Below are 18049 nucleotides of genomic sequence, written 5' to 3'. Positions count from 1 at the left end.
AACAAAAAACACCCGTCCCTATAGAAGGGACGAGTGATCATCTCGTGGTTCCACCCTTGTTCCGACAACTTTAAACAAGCCAATCGGCACTCGGACAGTGTAACGGACTGCGACCGTCAGCGATTACTAAAAATGTTCACCGCTGAAGTTCCAAGGTGGTAAAGCATTTTTCCGTGTTAGGAAGCTTTCAGCCAAGACTTCCCTCTCTATGAACCGTAAAAACATGCTTCTTGTCCTTATCAATACAGATTGAATGATAAAATTATACATCTATTATATGCAGTCGTTTTTCAAAAAGCAAGAGGACTCTGTAAGTTTATGACTTTTTTTTACGGTAAGACCAATGTTCTCTGTAGGACATCCTATCAATTGGTGTGATCGTAACTTTTTCTTGAAAGATGTTTTTTATCGTTTGAAGCAATGGATGATCAATATCATAAGCATAAATCCTAGCGGAATTTGGTGAGATTCCAACTAATGGACCTAAAAGTCTTTCGTCTAGATTCGTTACATTCGTTAGCCGCAGCGCCTTTTCATGGAACATCATCAGTTCAGTGTGTGTTAACTGTTTTTGATCTTCATCAAAAAGGAGTATTTGCTCTTGTTCGAAAACAATGACGATATCCGCTGAAGTAAACGATCTCTGTTTCGTTATGCATGTCCTTAACTGCTCTACGAACATTTGGTACTCAAGTTCTAACTTGTACTCATCAATCGCACATTCAACAATCTTCAGTAAAGTTGCTAAATACTCTTTCAACCTAAACTTTATAAAGGATTCAAATTCTAAGAAATCTGTTTTTGCGTCAATAATCGAATCCCATTGCCTTCGGATCAGATCATTTAAGCTTGGCAGGTGTTTAACATCAGGTATTCCTTCGATCTCTCCAAGAATGATGCTTTTAGTGATAGATAAGATCTCTTTTTGCTCTGCTGAATCGCTGTAACAAAATGCTTGTTCAATCATTTCCTTCAAACAAATATCCTCTACTTTGTTTCGAGTAAATTCTGTTAACACATCCAATATGACCGTTTTTCTCTCCTGTATGTGCAATTCAAGAATTTTAGAAGAAGCTTCAGATAATTTGGCAAAGGAAGGGTTTATTTTATGCTCAGCTGCTATTCGAATCATTTTCTTCAAAACAGCTATACCATCTGATGGGTGTGAAAAAGCAATCGCGACCAAATAAGTCCCCCCCATATAAAATCCTCAATAATACACTATATGGGACGAGGTCCTAAAACATGTTACTTAGAAAAGAAAAAACAACCCTGGAGATAGGGTTGTTTCAATAAACAAATTTACGCTCAATTCTCGATAAGATAAACGCCATCCCAAGCGTTAAGATTAAGTACATTAAAGCGGCTGTCATGTAAGGCTCCCACGGTCGGTAGTATTGACCCATCATCGCTCTCGCATAATACATTAATTCAGGGGTAGCAATAATGGAAACGAGTGATGAATCTTTAATCAGCACAATAAACTCGTTACCTAGAGGCGGGATCATTCTTCTGGACGCTTGCGGCAGAATGACATGTTTCATAGCCTGTATATGATTCATACCGAGCGAGCGCGCCGCTTCCATCTGCCCTTTATCGATCGATTGAATTCCTGCTCTAAAAATCTCTGCGATATAAGCAGCAGCATTAAGCGAAAGAGCCAGAACACTTGAAATGAAAACGTTCGGCGGCTTCATGAATAGTGGCATGAGCGCTGAATGGATCAAAAGGATCTGAACCAGCAACGGTGTGCCTCGAAAGAAACTGATATACCACATGCAAGGAAGATTAATAAATGGATTCTTCACCATTTTGCCGAGTCCGATGAATAAACCTAATATCGTACCGAATAGAATCGCCAAAAATGATAACTGTACGGTTACCCATGTTCCTTTTAAAAACAAGGGCATGTAATCACTGATAATCTGTAAAGAGTATTCCATGAAGACCTCCTGAGAATGTTATTGTTTCAGCACATCTACATTTGGTTCTTCACCAAACCATTTTTTATAGATCTCAGCATATTTTCCATCATCGATAATTTTCTTCATCGCTTTGTTAATCTCTTCTTGATGTTCACCATCTTTAGGGAAGATAATTCCATAAAATTCGCTCTCAAAATTTTCTTTATCGCTGATGGTTACGAGTTTTTTATCAGGATTATTCTTTTCATATTCTTGTACTACAGCGTTATCCGCAACTACAGCTTCTACTTCACCATTTAATAGAGCTTGTATCGCTAATACATTGTTTTCATATTTCTTTATGTTTTCACTTTTACCAAACATTTTTTCGAGTGCTGCTTGTCCGGTCGTTCCGTTCTGCACACTTACCTTCATTCCCTCTAAGTCCTTTGCACTCTTAATCGATGTTCCTTCTTTTGCTAAAATCATGTTGATCGATTCAAAGTATGGTGAAGAAAAATCATAACTTTTCTTACGATCGTCATTTATCGTAATAGCAGAGATTCCTGCATCTACTTCTTCATTCTGAAGAGCGATAAATAACGGGTCCCATCCTTTATTTTCTAATTCATACTCCAATCCTGCTTCTTTCATCACCGCATCTAGCAGATCAACGTCGAATCCTACAATTTTATCTCCATCTAAGGATTCGAAGGGGGCGTATGCTGCATCGGTTCCCACCGTCAACTTATCACCAGACCCCGAAGAGCAAGCAACTAAGAACGCAGCTGATAAACCTATTAATCCCATTTTAAATTTCCGTTTCATTTCCATTCTTACATTTCCCCCTTTATTCTAAATATTCTTATATTATACACAAAATTTTAAATATAAGGAAAATTACAATAATTATTTTTAATACGAAAGTCACTCCATACTATTTTGGATATAAAACAAAAGACCCCGTCTTGGAGTCATTTGTATCCTTAATATTCTGTATGTGCCTAAAGGACAATCTTTAAAGCTGAGATCATCCATCCAATTCGAATGAAAAAAGCACTCGACATAAATATGCCGAGTGCTCCGCTGTTAGTTTTGCATCACAAAATCTTTTTCAGCTTTTTCTTCGTCCTCAAATACACGAAGTGTTTCGTATTTTGTATTTCTTTGTGCTGGTATCTTACCTGCTTCACGAATCAGTCGCAGCGTTAAGTTCGTGTTTACTTTGTGAGTCGTTCCAGCTGCTGAAACAACGTTCTCTTCCATCATCGTGCTTCCAAAATCGTTGCAGCCATAGTGAAGAGATTTTTTACCAACCTCTGGCCCCATCGTAACCCAAGAAGATTGGAAGTTAGGTATGTTATCTAAGAAGATTCGAGAGATCGCAACATTCTTCAGATATTCTCTCGGAGTTGTCTTTTCAGCCTTCATGTTCGTGTTATCCGGCTGGAACGTCCAAGAGATGAAAGCTAAGAAACAATCTGTCTCGTCTTGTGCATCACGAACACGTTGTAGATGAAGAGCGCGTTCTTCGAATGTTTCTCCAAATCCAATAACCATCGTAGCAGTAGAATGCAGTCCAACTTTTTTAGCTGTTTTCATGCAGTCGATCCACTCTGTCCACGAGCCTTTTAGTCTGCTGATTTTCTTACGGGTGCGGTCATCTAAAATTTCTGCTCCGCCTCCAGGAAGAGAATCAAGCCCGGCTTCTTTCAGTTCTCGGAGCACTTCCTCTAGAGATAGACCAGACACTTCAACCATCTTCCAAACTTCTGCAGGAGAAAAGGAATGCATTGTGATGTCAAAGCGCTTTTTGATCTCTCTTAACAAGTCCGTATAGTAGCTGAATGGCAAGTTAGGATTTGTTCCACCTTGCATAAGAATTTCTGTACCACCTACATCAACTGTCTCTTGTATCTTTTGGAAGATCACTTCATCATCCAACACATAACCTTCGCTGCTTCCTGGCGCTCTATAGAACGCGCAGAATCTGCAATATGTATCACAAAAATTTGTATAGTTTACGTTACGGCCAATTACGAAAGTGGTAATCGGTTCAGGATGCCACCTTTTCATAATAATATCCGCAACTTCTCCCATGCGTTCTACTTCATCACTTTCATAAAGTTTAACGGCATCTTCTACCGATAAACGTTCGCCATCTAAAGCTTTTTGTAAAATAGATTCTATACTCATCGGTAACCTCCGAATACAATGTCTTAAGATCTTGTCTGTTCTTATCCTATCATATTTTAGTAGAAGAGACAGCTTTGTGTTTTCAAGAAAAAAGCTCCTGCCCTTTAAAAGAGCAGAAACTGTATTAATAATCTTCTCTGAAGTTTTTATTTCCACCCATAAAAATCGGAGTACTTAAGTGTTTGATCCGCTCCATGATTCTGAGAGCTTTCAGTTCATCGAGTCCGCCTTTTTGGGAATACGATAAATGTTGCTGCAGCATATCATAATCACAGTTGGACGTGTAGAGAGTAGGCAGTTTTTCCATCATTCGATATTGAAGAATAACGCCAATAATCTCGTCTCTGACCCAGTTCGTCATGTTTTCAGCACCAAGATCATCAAGCATGAGAACCGGAACGGTCTTTAACAGTTCCATCTTAGAGTCAAATGTCCCGTCAGAAAGGGAAGATTTCATTTCGCGAAGAAACTCTGGTGTGTGAATAATTAATGAGTGGACGCCTTTCTCAGCTAAACCATTCGCGATAGCACCTAACAGATATGTTTTACCAACACCAAATTTTCCATAGAAGTAGATTCCTTTTGCTTGATGACCAGAACCAGCCATCTGAACAAATTCATAAGCCTTCGAGATCGCGTTACGTCTTGTTTCATCAATACTATGTTTGTACAAACGATCAAATCTCGCTTCAAGGATTTCTTTCGGTATAAAGTAACTCTTAATCAATGAAGTCATGGATTTCTTTTGTTCATCGATGACTTTTAGTTCACAAGGTTTGTATCTTAGTTCTACTGTTTGTCTCACTTTCGTTAGTTCAGAACGATACCCTTGCATAAGGTTAGGACAATTCTCTAAACCTGGACAATTGCGGCAAGCATGCTGTTCGTTCTTAAAGGTGTAAAAACTGGACAATAATTTTTCCGCATGGACATCTGATATGTCAGGGTTCTCTCGTAGAAAACGCATGACTCCAGGGTCTGTAAGTACTTGTTGCTTCATTTGCTCAAATCTTTCCTGAAACTTATCAAACCCCGGCATATTTTTAACAGATTCCTTTATGGATTCCATGTTATTTCCCCCCTTTATTTCGAACTATTTAACAAACTCTCAAGCCATTTACGGTTCTCATCCTCTGTAGTATCTGTGTTTGCATCACCAGTCTGATCAGCAGATACTTTATCCTGTTTCAGCCAATCAGGAACAGTAACATTACTCTTCTTATTACCCTTATTATAAGAGCCCGAATTTACCTTCTTCTCTTGCCATTCTTTATATTTTCGTTTTTCATCGCGTGCTAAAGTCATTGCCTCTATGACCGTTTGTGCTCTTTTGCGAGCCCAATGTGAAGCGATCCGTTCGATCAATCCTTTTGCAAGCTTCATATCATTTTCAGATAAAACGTAATCTAAAAGAACATTCGTAACGCCTGGTGTTAGATTCTGATCGATCATACAATAGGCAACGAGCTTCAAATCTACTTCTGAAGGAGTTGTACCTGAATAATCTTCTAATAAACGATAAGGTGATACTTCTTCAAAGTATTTGATAAGTTCTTCTTCTTTTGATTGAGGCTGCATGCCATGAAGAGCCTTTAGTGGAACAGGCTGCGTTTTTAACGCTAGAACCGGTAGTCCTTCTTCATGCTCAAATCGATACCATTTCTGAATTTCTTTCCTTAAACTCTCTGCAGAAATTTCTCCAGTCGAGTAGTATACGTTTTGAATCTGTTTACTCATATCCATCGGTTGTAACTGATAGATATATGCTAGCTTATAGATAGCTTCCTTTAATTTTGGGGTGATCACCTCTTTAGGCACGATAAAAGATGAGATCTGATTCACCATCGCTTCAAAATCAAAGGTGGATTCACTCAATACAACTTTCCCATGAATGCCTTTTTCATGTAAAGAGACATCTTCTGGAAGAACGTTTTCGTTAATCTCTGCATAACTCTTCGATGACATTTCAGACGGGTGTAAAGAAGTAAACACATCACTGAACGATGCTGTAACCTCTTTATAATCCGACACATCGGTTTGAGCGATATAAAAGGACTCTCTAACTTCAGTAAATTTCGCTTTTCCTAAACGATTAAAAAGATAAATGCTTAAAAAGCCATCTGTAAAAAAAGCATTTGGCGAAAGTGGGAGTTGAAGCTCATAAACGTACTCCCTTGAACTATCACCGTCTTTCTTAAAAGTCTTCAAGAGACCAATCGCTTCTAGCTTCTTTCTTCCCGCCAAAATATCTTTTAGCGAGAACTGAGTTACGTTCATAAGGTGCTGATGTTTTTGTGTCTGTCGATCCATATTTACTTCGCACCATAATGTCATATATAAACTATGTGCAAATGCGCCAACCAACGGCTGATACAGCATGGTAAGAACTTTATGATCTATTTCATGCAACATACCCTTGCACTGGACGGAATACGTATCAACGGGCACAACTTCTTGAAAATGTACCGTCATCGTTTTCACCCTTTGTTAATAAAGTCTTTAAAGTAAGCTGGCCGACGGATGTAAGTATCGTCAGCCAGAGTCATTTGTTCATATTATTTAGCCGTTATCTAACACAATAGAATACGGATTAAGATTTGTATAAAAAGAGCGTTAAGCAGTCTAAGATACGCTTTAACGCTCCTCCTTGTTAATCAGTTCTTTCAATTCCTGTATAAAAACATTGATATCTTTAAATTGACGGTATACAGAGGCAAATCTTACATAAGCAACCTCATCCGTTTTAGACAGATGTTCCATCACCTGTTCACCAACGGCTGTACTTGAAACTTCTGATGCACCTGAATTCCTCAATTCCTTTTCAATGCTATCTACTATATTTTCAAGCGTTTCCAAGGGGACTGGCCTTTTTTCGCAAGCTTTAATAAGCCCTCTAAGGATCTTTTCACGGCTGAACTCTTCTCGTTCTCCGCCCTTCTTAACAATGATAAGCGGTGTTTGTTCTACCGTTTCAAATGTAGTAAATCTATAGCTGCAAGATTCACATTCCCTTCTGCGGCGAATGGATCTTCCGCTATGTACGGGTCTTGAATCAAGCACTTTTGTTCCGTTGTGCTGGCAAGTAGGACACCTCATTGTAATCATCCCCAAAAAATTTTCTATTCTCTATCTATCTTAAAGAAAAGGGAGGAATGTGACAAGCTATTCCTACAATTTTTCAGCCATTGACGTCCCTACAAACGTTAGTTTTTCTTTTAAGATCTCATAAATATTAACAATTAGCCTTTGATTGTTACCAAAATTAAAAGGAAGAGCAGATTCTGTTGAAACGTTCAGATCTACAGCAGTTCGATTCGCTCTAACTGTTACTACACTAATAACAACAAACGCACTCTTAGGCTGTCTGACTTCAAACGTAACTTCTCCCCTTTCTTCTGAAAAACCAAGTTCATGAAAATTGGTGTCTTCATCTAGGATCTGTTTGATCACTTTCATAACTTCTGGTTTATTAGCTTTAAAATAATGGGTTCTAAGTCTTTCGTCCACATGCTGTTCACTCGTTTCCGCATGATTTTCCATTAGATTTTGAAGTTTTCTAAACATAGTAGTCCTCCAAAGCAATATAATTTGTATCCTATTATTCCCTATAATGAGTGAAATAAAAAAGAGGTGTGATTTCTCACACCTCACGTACATTCTGTTTTAAATTATTGAGCAGTAACTTTTGATTTGGCAACAGAAATTGGACCCATTCCACGAGGAACTTCCAAGTTTTCGCGCTTTTTAGCGCCAAGTGCCTCTGAAATGTAATCAGCAGCAACGTTAGGATCAATTCGATCTCCACACGTATATACATCAATACTTGCATAACCATGCTCAGGAAAACTGTGAATAGTTAGATGAGATTCAGAGATAATAACAACTCCACTTACACCATGTGGAGCAAATTTATGAAAAGCAACCTCACGAATTTCTGCACCTGCTTTCAATGCAGCGTCAACGAATGTCTCTTCAATAAATTTCATGTCATTTAGTTTTTCAGAATCACAACCCCATAACTCAGCAATTACGTGTCTTCCCATTGTATCCATTAGCATAGTCCCCCTTTTAAAAATAATCATGCCTTCAAGCATGCGGTATCGAACATCTACCACGGGGGCAAGTTAGTCCAAAGAGGTCCTAACCCTTTAAGTAGCATTCAATGCCTTTGTTTGCTTTATTTGAAGTTCACGAATCATAGTATACTTCTTTTAAAATTTATTTGCAATAACTATAGGCAAATTTTTTCGAATCAATTTTTTATTGTTTTTTAAGTATAAAGATCAATCGAAATATACTGGTGCGTTGAAACGCAAAAAAGAGCTGATGTGTAATCCAGCCCTTACTCATTTATCTATTTTTACTAATGTTTTTATGATACAGAAACATTTTTTTCTTGTACTGGAATATTTAAAGCAACACTTACATGTTTCGCTAGATCTACTACTCGGCATGAATAACCCCATTCATTGTCGTACCAAGCAAGGACCTTAACTTTGTTTCCATCCATCACCATCGTTGATAAGCCGTCTACGATTGATGAGTTTTCATTTCCATTATAATCGATCGATACTAACGGCAGATCACTGTACCCTAAAATTCCACGCATTGAACCTTCAGAAGCTGATTGGAATGCGTGATTAACTTGGTCTTTCGATACAGGAGTCTTCAATTCTACAACAACATCAACTAAAGATACATTAGGTGTTGGAACTCTGAGTGCCATACCATTCAGTTTACCTTCTAAGTGAGGCAAGACTTTTGATATTGCTTTTGCAGCACCTGTAGAAGTTGGAATGATCGATGTTCCGCATGCACGTGCACGTCTTAAGTCCTTATGAGGATTATCAATATTCTTCTGATCATTCGTATACGCATGTACAGTCGTCATCATGCCCGATTGTACCCCGAACTGATCATCAAGAACTTTAATCACAGGTGCCAAACAATTCGTTGTACACGATGCATTAGAAATTATATGGTGTTTTGAAGAAATGTAATCGCTATCATTTACTCCCATAACAATTGTAATATCTTCGTCTTTCCCTGGTGCAGTAATAATTACTTTCTTTGCACCTGCTTCAATATGAAGACCAGCAGATTCTTGTGAAACAAATTTACCTGTTGCTTCTATAACAATATCAACGTCTAACGTGCCCCAAGGTAGCTCACGAGGATCGCGAGAGTTAACTAATTGAACTTTTTTTCCATTAACAAAAAGGGCATCTTCACCAGCAACAACTTCTCCAGGATACGTTCCATGTATAGAATCGTATTTAACCATATGAGCAAGAGTTTCGGCTGGATAGCTGGCATTAACAGCTACAACCTCAAATTCATCGTTCTCCATCATTTTGCGAAAGACCATTCTTCCGATTCTCCCCAAGCCATTAATTGCAATTTTTGCTTTCATGAAGCTGCTCCTTCCAATGTGTTATACTCTAACTTGTATCTATCTGTAATTAGTATATCATATTCGTGGTTGAAAAGAACATACTTTTATTTAAATTAGGCTGAAAAAGGGCTTATATAGATAAAAACAGACCTGAATTAGTTATCAGGTCTGTTTTTTTGTTTGCTTAAGTAATAATAGAACATCATTTTCTAATTCTGCAAGAGAGCCATTATTCATGATGACAACATCCGCCAGTTCCTTTTTCTCTGTAATCGGCATCTGTGAATGTATTCTAGACAGCGCTTGCTTCTCTGAAAAATGGTCACGGTTGATCAATCTTTGAAGTTGCAGTTCTGGTGCAGCATAGACTAACCACGTTCGATCAACCATATGTGTCAGGTTACTCTCAAATAAGAGTGGTATATCCATGACCACTAATGACTCACCCGAACGTTGATAAGCATCTGCTTGCCGTCTCATTTCTTTTCTTACAGCAGGATGAACAATCTCGTTCAACATCGTTCTTTTTTCTGAATCGTTAAAGATGATTTCTCCTAATCCTGATCTATTTATTGTCTTGTCATCATTTAGTATCTCTTCACCAAAGCTGGCAACGATCTTCCTATACGCTTCTTTATCTGGCATAACAACTTCTCTAGATATAATATCGGCATCAACTACAGGAATTCCTTGACTCTTAATGATGTTGCTGACTGTTGATTTCCCTGTAGCAATGCCTCCCGTTAATCCAATAATCACTAGTTATCCTCCAGTGTTACATTTTTAATAATCCCATTACGATCAACAGAACTCCTGGTAGAATAGATAATCCCTTCATCCAGTTTGTTTTGTTAAAAAGATATAATCCCAGTATCATACCACCCCATAAGAATAAAGCACTCATCAACGCAATTGTAATGGTTGTTAGCGAAGGTGACAAATCAATGAGTGCGGCTCCTATTCCTGCTCCAAAAGCATCCAGCGATAATGCTATTCCAAGCAGTACGGCTTCTAAGCCCGTAATAGATCCAGACTTATCAATATCAGCCATAACTGGTTTCTTTAGAATGTGTATGACAATTCCTAACGATTTGATTTCAAAAAGCACAATGTTCTTAGGTTCTTTTTCCAAGTACTCAACGTTCTCTTTCTCTGGTAAGAAAACCTGCCATAGAGAGTAGATTCCGATTCCAAGAAGAATCACGCCTCCCAATATCTCACCTGTCTTAGGTGAAATAAATTGTTCTAACGTAAATCCAAGCAACATCGAAAGTAAAAAGGTAACAGCTGAACATATTGCGATAATGATAATGGAGCGAAAAGGAATTTTAATGGATTTCATTCCATACGTTAATCCGGCTCCAAAACTGTCCAGGCTGACGGCTAGTGCCAACAAAACAAATGAGTAAGCCACCATTGTTCCTGTACTCCTTTCAGTTAACGGTAAACGTAGTATATGAAAGGAGCACAGAAATGGTTTATTTTTGACAAGTCTTACAAATATGAGTTCCTCTACCCGCTACAACTAATCGTTCAATCTCAGTACCACATACGCGGCACTCTTCACTTTTTCTTCCATATACAAACAGTTTCAGCTGAAAGCCACCTGTCTCACCCACCGCGTTCGTGTAAGATCGAATCGAGCTTCCTCCGTGCTTCACAGATTCCGAAAGAATTTCAGTAATCGCGGTTTTCATTTTTTTTAATCGGTGCTGTGTTAATTTATTTGCTGGTGTCTCCGGATGAATGCCTGCTTGAAATAATACTTCATCTACGTAGATGTTTCCTAAACCAGCAATAAGTGTCTGATCTAGCAATACCGATTTTATGTTGCGCTTTCGATTAGCAAACAGCTTCTTCATAAGTGCTGCTGTTAAGGAATCTGATAATGGTTCTATACCTAAAGTTTTTAATGGCGCATTTGTTTCCTCTGTTCCTTTTGGATACAGATGCATCGTCCCAAACTTTCTCACATCTCGATATCTGAGTTCAGTTCCATCAGAGAACTGAAAAATAACGTGCGTATGCTTATCAGCAGGCTCATCTCTTTGACTCAATCCATACTTCCCTTCCATTCTTAGATGAGATACTAAAACATCTTCATCAAGATGAAAGATTAAAAATTTCCCTCTTCGATACACATTTTGAAAACTTTGACCTTTTAACTTCAAGATAAATTCGTCCGTCCCAGGATGTTTAATAATATTTTCCCAGTGTATTTTCACATCTGTAATCTTCTTCCCAGGAAGAAACTTATTCAGAGTGTTTTTGACATTTTCGACTTCAGGTAACTCAGGCATATTATCACCAACCTTATTAGAAAAACAGCACCCTGGATCTATAGGATGCTGTTTCTTTATTATTTTGCTTCAAACCAGGAATCTCCCCAGTTCACATCTACTTTTAATGGTACATCAAGTTCTACTGCTGATTCCATCACTTCGCAAACGATCTCTTCAAGTTTTTGCAGCTCATTTTCTGGTACTTCAAAAATTAGTTCATCATGTACAGTAAGCAGCATTTTTGCTTCAAGTTTCTCATCTGTTAACCGCTGATCCATATCGACCATCGCTTTTTTAATAATATCTGCAGCAGTTCCTTGAATAGGTGTATTCATTGCTGTTCTCTCTGCAAAACTGCGAAGGTTAAAGTTTCGGCTATTAATCTCAGGCAGATAACGTCGTCTATGAAGTAGAGTTGAAACAAAACCATTATGTTTTGCTTCTGAAACACTGTCCTTCATGTACTGCTGAACACCAGGGAAACTATCCAAATAGGAAGCAATAAATTCTCCAGCTTCTTTCCTCGTGATTCCGAGGCTTTGCGATAAGCCATAATCACTGATTCCGTAAACGATTCCAAAGTTAACGGCTTTAGCGTGTCTTCTCATCTCTGACGTAACTTCGCTTTCTTCAACATGAAAAACGTCCATGGCCGTTTTCGTATGAACATCCATCTCTGTCTTAAATGCTTCCATCAAGTTTTCATCTTGAGAGATATGAGCCAATACACGAAGCTCGATCTGTGAATAGTCCGCCGCAAGAATTTTCCATCCAGGCTGTGATGCAACAAAGGCATGTCTGATCTTTCTTCCTGCTTCTAAACGGATAGGAATGTTTTGAAGGTTTGGATCGATAGAACTGAGTCTTCCCGTTTGCGCTAGAACCTGATTGAAGCGGGTATGAATCTTACCCGTATCTTCTTTTACTACTTTTAGCAGACCTTCAATATAAGTAGACCGTAACTTGCCTAGCTGACGATAGATAAGGATCTTATTAATGATCTCATGTTTGCCTTCTAACTTTTCTAATACATCAACAGAAGTCGAGTAACCCGTCTTTGTTTTCTTAACAGGCGGCAAGTTCAGCTTCTCAAATAATATTTCACCTAATTGTTTAGGTGAGTTTATATTAAATGATACTCCAGCAAGTTCGTGTATATCTTTTTCTAATGCTGTTAACTGTATATCTAAGTCAGCACCCATCTTTTGAAGAGTATCTGATTTCACCTTTACGCCGAACTCTTCCATCTTGGCTAATACGAGAGCTAACGGCATCTCTAACTGATAGAATAGATCACTCTGTTCATTTTCTTTTAACTTCTCATCCAGAAGATCACTCAATTGAAAGACAGTATGCGCTTTTCTACATAGATGCTCAGCGAGGACAGCTTCATCTTCTGGCAGTTTCTTCTTAGCACCTTTACCATATACAGCTTCATTCACATCAACATTAGACTTGCCATACTGCTTCGCAACATCAGCTACTTCATCTAAGGATTCAGAAGGATTCAGCAGATATGAAGCAAGCTGAATATCGAAATCAATACCATTCAAGACGATCCCTTGCCCGTGTAAGGCTACGTGTGCTCTCTTAGCATCAAACATTCTCTTCTTTTGGTTCTGATCTTGCAACCATTCATGAAATTCTTCTGACTGATCTGCAACACTTGAAGGAATATAAAATGTTCCTGCATCATTACTTACAGCAAAACCATGTATCTTTGCTTTATGATAATCTTCAGTTAACGTTTCTACGATTAGGGATGAAGGACTTGTTAACATGTCAGCTTCAATTTTTGTTACCGTTTTAAAGTTAAGTTCTTCTTTTTCCTCATCCTGAAGAATTTCTTCATCTCCGCCTAATCGTTCGAGCAATGAATTAAATCCTAACTCTTTGAAAAGAGGAAATACAGAAGACGTTTCATAACCATCGTAATTCGTTTCTTCCAGACCGACTTCAATAGGAGCTTCTTTCGTTATCGTAGCAAGCTCTTTACTCATAATGGCTTGCTCTTTATTCTCTGTTAATCGCTCTTTAAGCTTAGCACCTGAGATCTCATCAATTGAATCAAGAACTTTTTCAATCGTCCCATATTGTTTGATCAATTTGATTGCAGTCTTTTCACCAACTCCAGGTACTCCTGGAATATTGTCGGAAGGGTCTCCCATAAGGCCCTTCATATCTATGATTTGATGAGGTGTAATTCCATAGCGCTCGTTTACTTGTTCTACGGTATAAGCCTCAACCTCAGTGATTCCTTTTCTGGTCAGCACGACTTCAACATCAGGCGTAACCAGTTGAAGTAAATCTTTATCACCCGTAAACACTTTTACATCCCAGTTTCCATCGGCAGCATAAGATGCAAGGGTTCCAATAATGTCATCTGCTTCATAATTTTCAAGCTCATATCTTTTGATTTTAAATGCATCTAACAACTGTCTGATAAACGGAAACTGCTCTGATAATTCTGGCGGGGTTTTCTGACGGCCACCTTTATATTCACCAAATGTCTTATGTCGGAATGTCGTTTTCCCGGCATCAAAAGCAACGAGGATATGTGTGGGCTTCTCATCTTCTAAAATCTTTAGGAGCATCTGTGTGAACCCGTAGACAGCGTTTGTATAAACACCTTTATCGTTGTTTAAAAGAGGCAGAGCAAAAAAAGCTCTGTATGCAATACTATTTCCATCAATAAGTACTAATTTATTTGTTTTTGCCAAGTCCGTAACCTCCTGAGGACATTTCTTCTATCATCTATTGTATCACGATGACAACCAGAAACAAAAAAGTAGGAACAGAAGAGCCCTTGGCCATAAAAAAGGCGAGAATCCGTAAAGGACTCTCGCTAAGGGGGTACTGAAAAAGGATACTTTAATCATAAGATTGAACTGTTAACTAAAGAAAACAAGTGTGTAAAAGAATTGTAAATCTTACAACTCAAATTTCTTCGGAAACAGAATCGTAAACTGAGAGCCTTCTCCTGGCTTACTCTGAACTTCAATGGTTCCATGATGAGCTTCTACAAGATGCTTAACGATCGCAAGCCCTAATCCAGTACCTCCTGAATTCCTGCTTCTCGCTTTATCCACACGATAAAAACGTTCGAAAATTCGAGGAATCTCACTTTCTTTGATGCCGATTCCTGTATCTTTGATCAGCAACTTCACATGGTCTTTTAATTCTTCCACTATTACATTTACACGGCCACCAGCAGGCGTGTACGTTAAGCTGTTCGAAACAAGGTTGATGATGATTTGTTTCAATCGAGGTGAATCTCCATCCATAACAGTTTCACCTGAAACATCCACTGATAGAACAATACCTTTCTTCTCAGCTTTCGGCTGAAGAATCTCAAAGGTATCGTTTACTAAAGCACCAAGATCAGTTGATTGAGTTTCTAGGTGAAAACCTTGTTCACTTTTCGAAAGATCTAACAAGTCTTGAATAAGCGCCTGTAGCCTATCACTTTCATTTAACATGATCGTTAAAAACTTATTTCGATACTCTTCATTTTCACCTGCACCGTCTAATAAGGTCTCAGCAAAACCTTTTAAAGAAGTGATCGGCGTTTTAAGTTCATGAGAGACATTAGCTACGAAATCTTTTCTTACTTGCTCGAGTTTCTTTAGCTCTGTAATATCGTGAAAAACAAGCACGATTCCTTTAAGCTTACCTCTTGCGTTCATGACAGGCGCACTATAGACATCAAAATGTTTCGTATCGATGTGAATAGGGATCACCGTATTTCTTCTCACTTTTTTTTCAGTTAAATACGTTTCTTTCACAATATCCTTGATGGATGTGTAAGGAAATACTTCATAGAAGAGATGACCTGTCCAATAATCTGTATGTTCCTTAAATAGTTCTTTAAACGTTTTGTTTACTAAGTTGATATAGCCATTTTTATCAATAAGAATAAGTCCGCTTCCCATATTCTCAATCAATGTTATTAAGCGATCATGCTGAGATTCTTGGGATTTTGTCATTTTCTCTAAGTTTCGTGCTAAAACGTTTAATGAGTAGTTTAGCTCTCCGATATCTTCTCCAAAATACTCATAGGTTCTCGCTTTAAAATTACCTTTTGCAAGCTCTTTTGCAGTCTGAGTCGCTTCTTCAACAGGTCTGACAATCTTATGGATCACTTTAAGAGACACGTATAAAATGATGATAAAGCAGATTAGGAAACCGATCGACATCATGATCCAAATCGATCTCTCTTCAGATTCTGCTGCATCTTCAGGTATGACGACCTGAATATAGCCCGTCTCGTCCTTCTTTTTTAACGTATAGTATAATTTGCCGCTTTCATTCTTTTGAGCAAGTTTCTCACTATCCGTCACGTTCTCCTTTTTGAACATAGACATGTTTCTCGGACTATTTGTATCCGATGTATATTTTACGTTCCAATCTGAATCGAGGACATAAATTTCACCATCTAGATCTTTAGATGCCGTTCTCAATAGGTTCATGATGACTAGTTTTGATTCTTCAGTCTTAAGGACTTGTTCGATCAAACTTAATTCACCTTTATAAAAAGCCATCCTTTTATCTTTCACACTATGGTGAACAATGTTTCCCATTATGAGAGCTAATAGAATAAAAACCAATAAAATACCGAGCAGGAAAAAGGTAAGTACCCGGTTTTTAAAATCATGCATTATTGAGGCTCCTCTAGCTTATAACCTAATCCCCTTATTGTTTTAATATAAATCGGCTTGCGTGTATTATTCTCGATTTTCTCTCTTAGATGACTGATATGCACATCCACAATTCGTGTATCACCTACAAAATCATAGTTCCAAACTGCCGAAAGCAGCTGTTCCCTCGACAGTACACGGCTCTTGTGTCTAGCAAGATAGACGAGCAGTTCAAATTCTTTTGGTGTAAGTTCTAATGCTTTCTCCTTAAAATATGCTTCATAGTTTTCCGGATAAATATCAACTTCACCAATTTTAAGGTGTTCTACTTCTTCTTTTTTCTTTTCTGATTCTGTATTGACTGATGTTGACCTGCGGAGAATTGCCTTCACCCTTGCAACTACTTCTCTTGGACTGAAAGGTTTCGTCATATAATCGTCCGCACCTAACTCGAGGCCTAACACCTTATCAAACTCATCATCCTTAGCCGTTAACATGAGAATAGGAATATTTAATTTTCTTAGACGGAGTTCTTTACATACTTCTATTCCATCCATTTCTGGCAGCATAAGGTCTAATATGATTAGATTAGGTTCTTCGCTTTCCGCTTTTTCTAATCCACTCTTGCCATCCATTGCCGTAACTACTTGAAATCCTGCTTGTTCTAAGTTAAATTGCAACAATGTTGAGATTGAAATTTCATCTTCTACTACGAGTAACTTTTGGCTCATCATATTCCCACCTTTTTACGACTTGTACAAATTCATCATACTATTTTTTTTATAGTGTGTACAAAAAACGCAAAATTTTCATAGTGGATTTACATATCCTTTACATTCCCTTTACATTGATAAGATTAATTAATGTTTTTTCGCTTAAATATGGAGTGATGATAGAAATAAATCGTAGTTTATGATGAAAAATCTGATAGAAAATTTTATATCCATAATTGATCGGTAGTTTTACGGATATAAGGTTCTTATCTACGGATCTAATAGTGTACCTCGAATAAAATGCCTCCTATGTACATTTTCATCATAGTTGTATATTTCTAGAGGACACAGCAAACTTATCAGTTTTGTATGGACAAAAAAAAATAAACCTTTCAAATGAAAGGTTTAAAAATTTTCCATCGTATTAGAAGTAATTGATTTTGGAGCATATGGAGGACAAACTTGCAAAATGCTCTTTAACACTTCGGTCCCTTCCTCATTTTCCGCTCTAACGTTCATATGCACAATATGCTTGTCTCGATTTACTTCAGTGATTTCAAATAAAAAGGTTAATTTCGAATAATGATAAACAGGTTTAATGAATGTAAAACTGGATTCCACGATAGAACTACCAGGACCCGGTAAATATTTTGATACAGCAGATGTCACCATTCCCATTAACATTACTTGAGGGACGACTGGCTTTTTGTATGGTGTCAATGTTGCATAATCGTGTTGAATGAATAATGGGTTATTGTCATTCGTTAAGCCTAAATACAAAAGAAGATCTTTATCTTCGATCGTTTCTTGCATCTCTAATTTTTCACCAGCTTGAATCTCATCTATTTTTCTTCCAAGTTTTCGTTTTTTTCCGATCAGCATTTAATGACCCCCCTCTTGATGATAACGCTTTCATTATTAA

At 37.8% G+C, this 18049-nt stretch carries 17 protein-coding genes and 1 other annotated feature; all 17 genes read right to left on the bottom strand.

The window, feature by feature from the left end; all coding sequences use genetic code 11:
• Positions 1 to 22: 22 nt before the first annotated feature.
• Positions 23 to 252: a binding site (T-box leader), on the bottom strand.
• A gap of 64 nt (positions 253 to 316) precedes the next feature.
• Positions 317 to 1186 (bottom strand): sporulation protein YtxC, encoded by an 870-nt coding sequence (gene ytxC / locus FS458_RS05930; protein WP_186320464.1) that lies wholly within the window; start codon positions 1184 to 1186, stop codon positions 317 to 319.
• A 103-nt stretch (positions 1187 to 1289) separates the two neighbouring features.
• On the bottom strand, positions 1290 to 1943 hold the full coding sequence (locus FS458_RS05925) for an amino acid ABC transporter permease (RefSeq protein ID WP_144698683.1): 654 nt from the start codon (positions 1941 to 1943) through the stop codon (positions 1290 to 1292).
• Positions 1944 to 1961: 18 nt separating this feature from the next.
• Complete coding sequence (locus FS458_RS05920; protein WP_144703327.1) at positions 1962 to 2732, bottom strand: basic amino acid ABC transporter substrate-binding protein; 771 nt, start codon at positions 2730 to 2732, stop codon at positions 1962 to 1964.
• 261 nt (positions 2733 to 2993) lie between these two features.
• Positions 2994 to 4100 carry a cyclic dehypoxanthinyl futalosine synthase gene (gene mqnC / locus FS458_RS05915; RefSeq protein WP_144698682.1) on the bottom strand — a complete coding sequence of 369 codons (1107 nt, stop codon included), beginning with the start codon at positions 4098 to 4100 and terminating at the stop codon, positions 2994 to 2996.
• Positions 4101 to 4224: 124 nt separating this feature from the next.
• The gene (gene dnaI / locus FS458_RS05910) at positions 4225 to 5169 is read right to left on the bottom strand and encodes a primosomal protein DnaI (protein ID WP_066396737.1); all 945 of its coding nucleotides are present in this window, start codon (positions 5167 to 5169) and stop codon (positions 4225 to 4227) included.
• A 14-nt stretch (positions 5170 to 5183) separates the two neighbouring features.
• Entirely contained in the window at positions 5184 to 6572 is a 1389-nt protein-coding gene (locus FS458_RS05905; protein ID WP_144698679.1) for a replication initiation and membrane attachment family protein, read from the bottom strand.
• Positions 6573 to 6734: 162 nt separating this feature from the next.
• The gene (gene nrdR, locus FS458_RS05900; RefSeq protein ID WP_066396742.1) at positions 6735 to 7196 is read right to left on the bottom strand and encodes a transcriptional regulator NrdR; all 462 of its coding nucleotides are present in this window, start codon (positions 7194 to 7196) and stop codon (positions 6735 to 6737) included.
• 72 nt (positions 7197 to 7268) lie between these two features.
• On the bottom strand, positions 7269 to 7664 hold the full coding sequence (locus FS458_RS05895) for a hypothetical protein (protein WP_066396743.1): 396 nt from the start codon (positions 7662 to 7664) through the stop codon (positions 7269 to 7271).
• Between the two features lie 104 nt (positions 7665 to 7768).
• Positions 7769 to 8152, bottom strand: a complete 384-nt coding sequence (gene speD, locus FS458_RS05890) for an adenosylmethionine decarboxylase (RefSeq protein WP_066396744.1) — start codon at positions 8150 to 8152, stop codon at positions 7769 to 7771.
• A 320-nt stretch (positions 8153 to 8472) separates the two neighbouring features.
• On the bottom strand, positions 8473 to 9513 hold the full coding sequence (locus FS458_RS05885; protein ID WP_144698677.1) for a glyceraldehyde-3-phosphate dehydrogenase: 1041 nt from the start codon (positions 9511 to 9513) through the stop codon (positions 8473 to 8475).
• 144 nt (positions 9514 to 9657) lie between these two features.
• A complete protein-coding gene (gene coaE / locus FS458_RS05880) occupies positions 9658 to 10254 on the bottom strand; it encodes a dephospho-CoA kinase (protein WP_144698675.1) in 597 nt (198 codons plus the stop codon).
• A gap of 16 nt (positions 10255 to 10270) precedes the next feature.
• Positions 10271 to 10912 carry a sporulation membrane protein YtaF gene (gene ytaF, locus FS458_RS05875; RefSeq protein ID WP_144698673.1) on the bottom strand — a complete coding sequence of 214 codons (642 nt, stop codon included), beginning with the start codon at positions 10910 to 10912 and terminating at the stop codon, positions 10271 to 10273.
• A gap of 61 nt (positions 10913 to 10973) precedes the next feature.
• Positions 10974 to 11795, bottom strand: a complete 822-nt coding sequence (gene mutM, locus FS458_RS05870) for a DNA-formamidopyrimidine glycosylase (protein WP_144698671.1) — start codon at positions 11793 to 11795, stop codon at positions 10974 to 10976.
• A 59-nt stretch (positions 11796 to 11854) separates the two neighbouring features.
• The gene (polA, locus tag FS458_RS05865; RefSeq protein WP_144698669.1) at positions 11855 to 14497 is read right to left on the bottom strand and encodes a DNA polymerase I; all 2643 of its coding nucleotides are present in this window, start codon (positions 14495 to 14497) and stop codon (positions 11855 to 11857) included.
• A 210-nt stretch (positions 14498 to 14707) separates the two neighbouring features.
• Entirely contained in the window at positions 14708 to 16435 is a 1728-nt protein-coding gene (gene pnpS, locus FS458_RS05860) for a two-component system histidine kinase PnpS (RefSeq protein WP_144698667.1), read from the bottom strand.
• Positions 16435 to 17145: a response regulator transcription factor gene (locus tag FS458_RS05855; RefSeq protein WP_144698665.1), complete on the bottom strand. Its 711-nt coding sequence runs from the start codon at positions 17143 to 17145 to the stop codon at positions 16435 to 16437. The genes pnpS and FS458_RS05855 overlap by 1 nt, the downstream gene beginning before the upstream one ends.
• Before the next feature lie 387 nt (positions 17146 to 17532).
• Positions 17533 to 18009: a MaoC family dehydratase gene (locus tag FS458_RS05850; protein ID WP_144698663.1), complete on the bottom strand. Its 477-nt coding sequence runs from the start codon at positions 18007 to 18009 to the stop codon at positions 17533 to 17535.
• Positions 18010 to 18049 lie beyond the last annotated feature (40 nt).

Source organism: Fictibacillus phosphorivorans (assembly GCF_007673525.1).
GTDB classification, from domain to species: domain Bacteria; phylum Bacillota; class Bacilli; order Bacillales; family Fictibacillaceae; genus Fictibacillus; species Fictibacillus phosphorivorans_C.
This window is presented reverse-complemented; position numbering and strand designations above follow the sequence as displayed.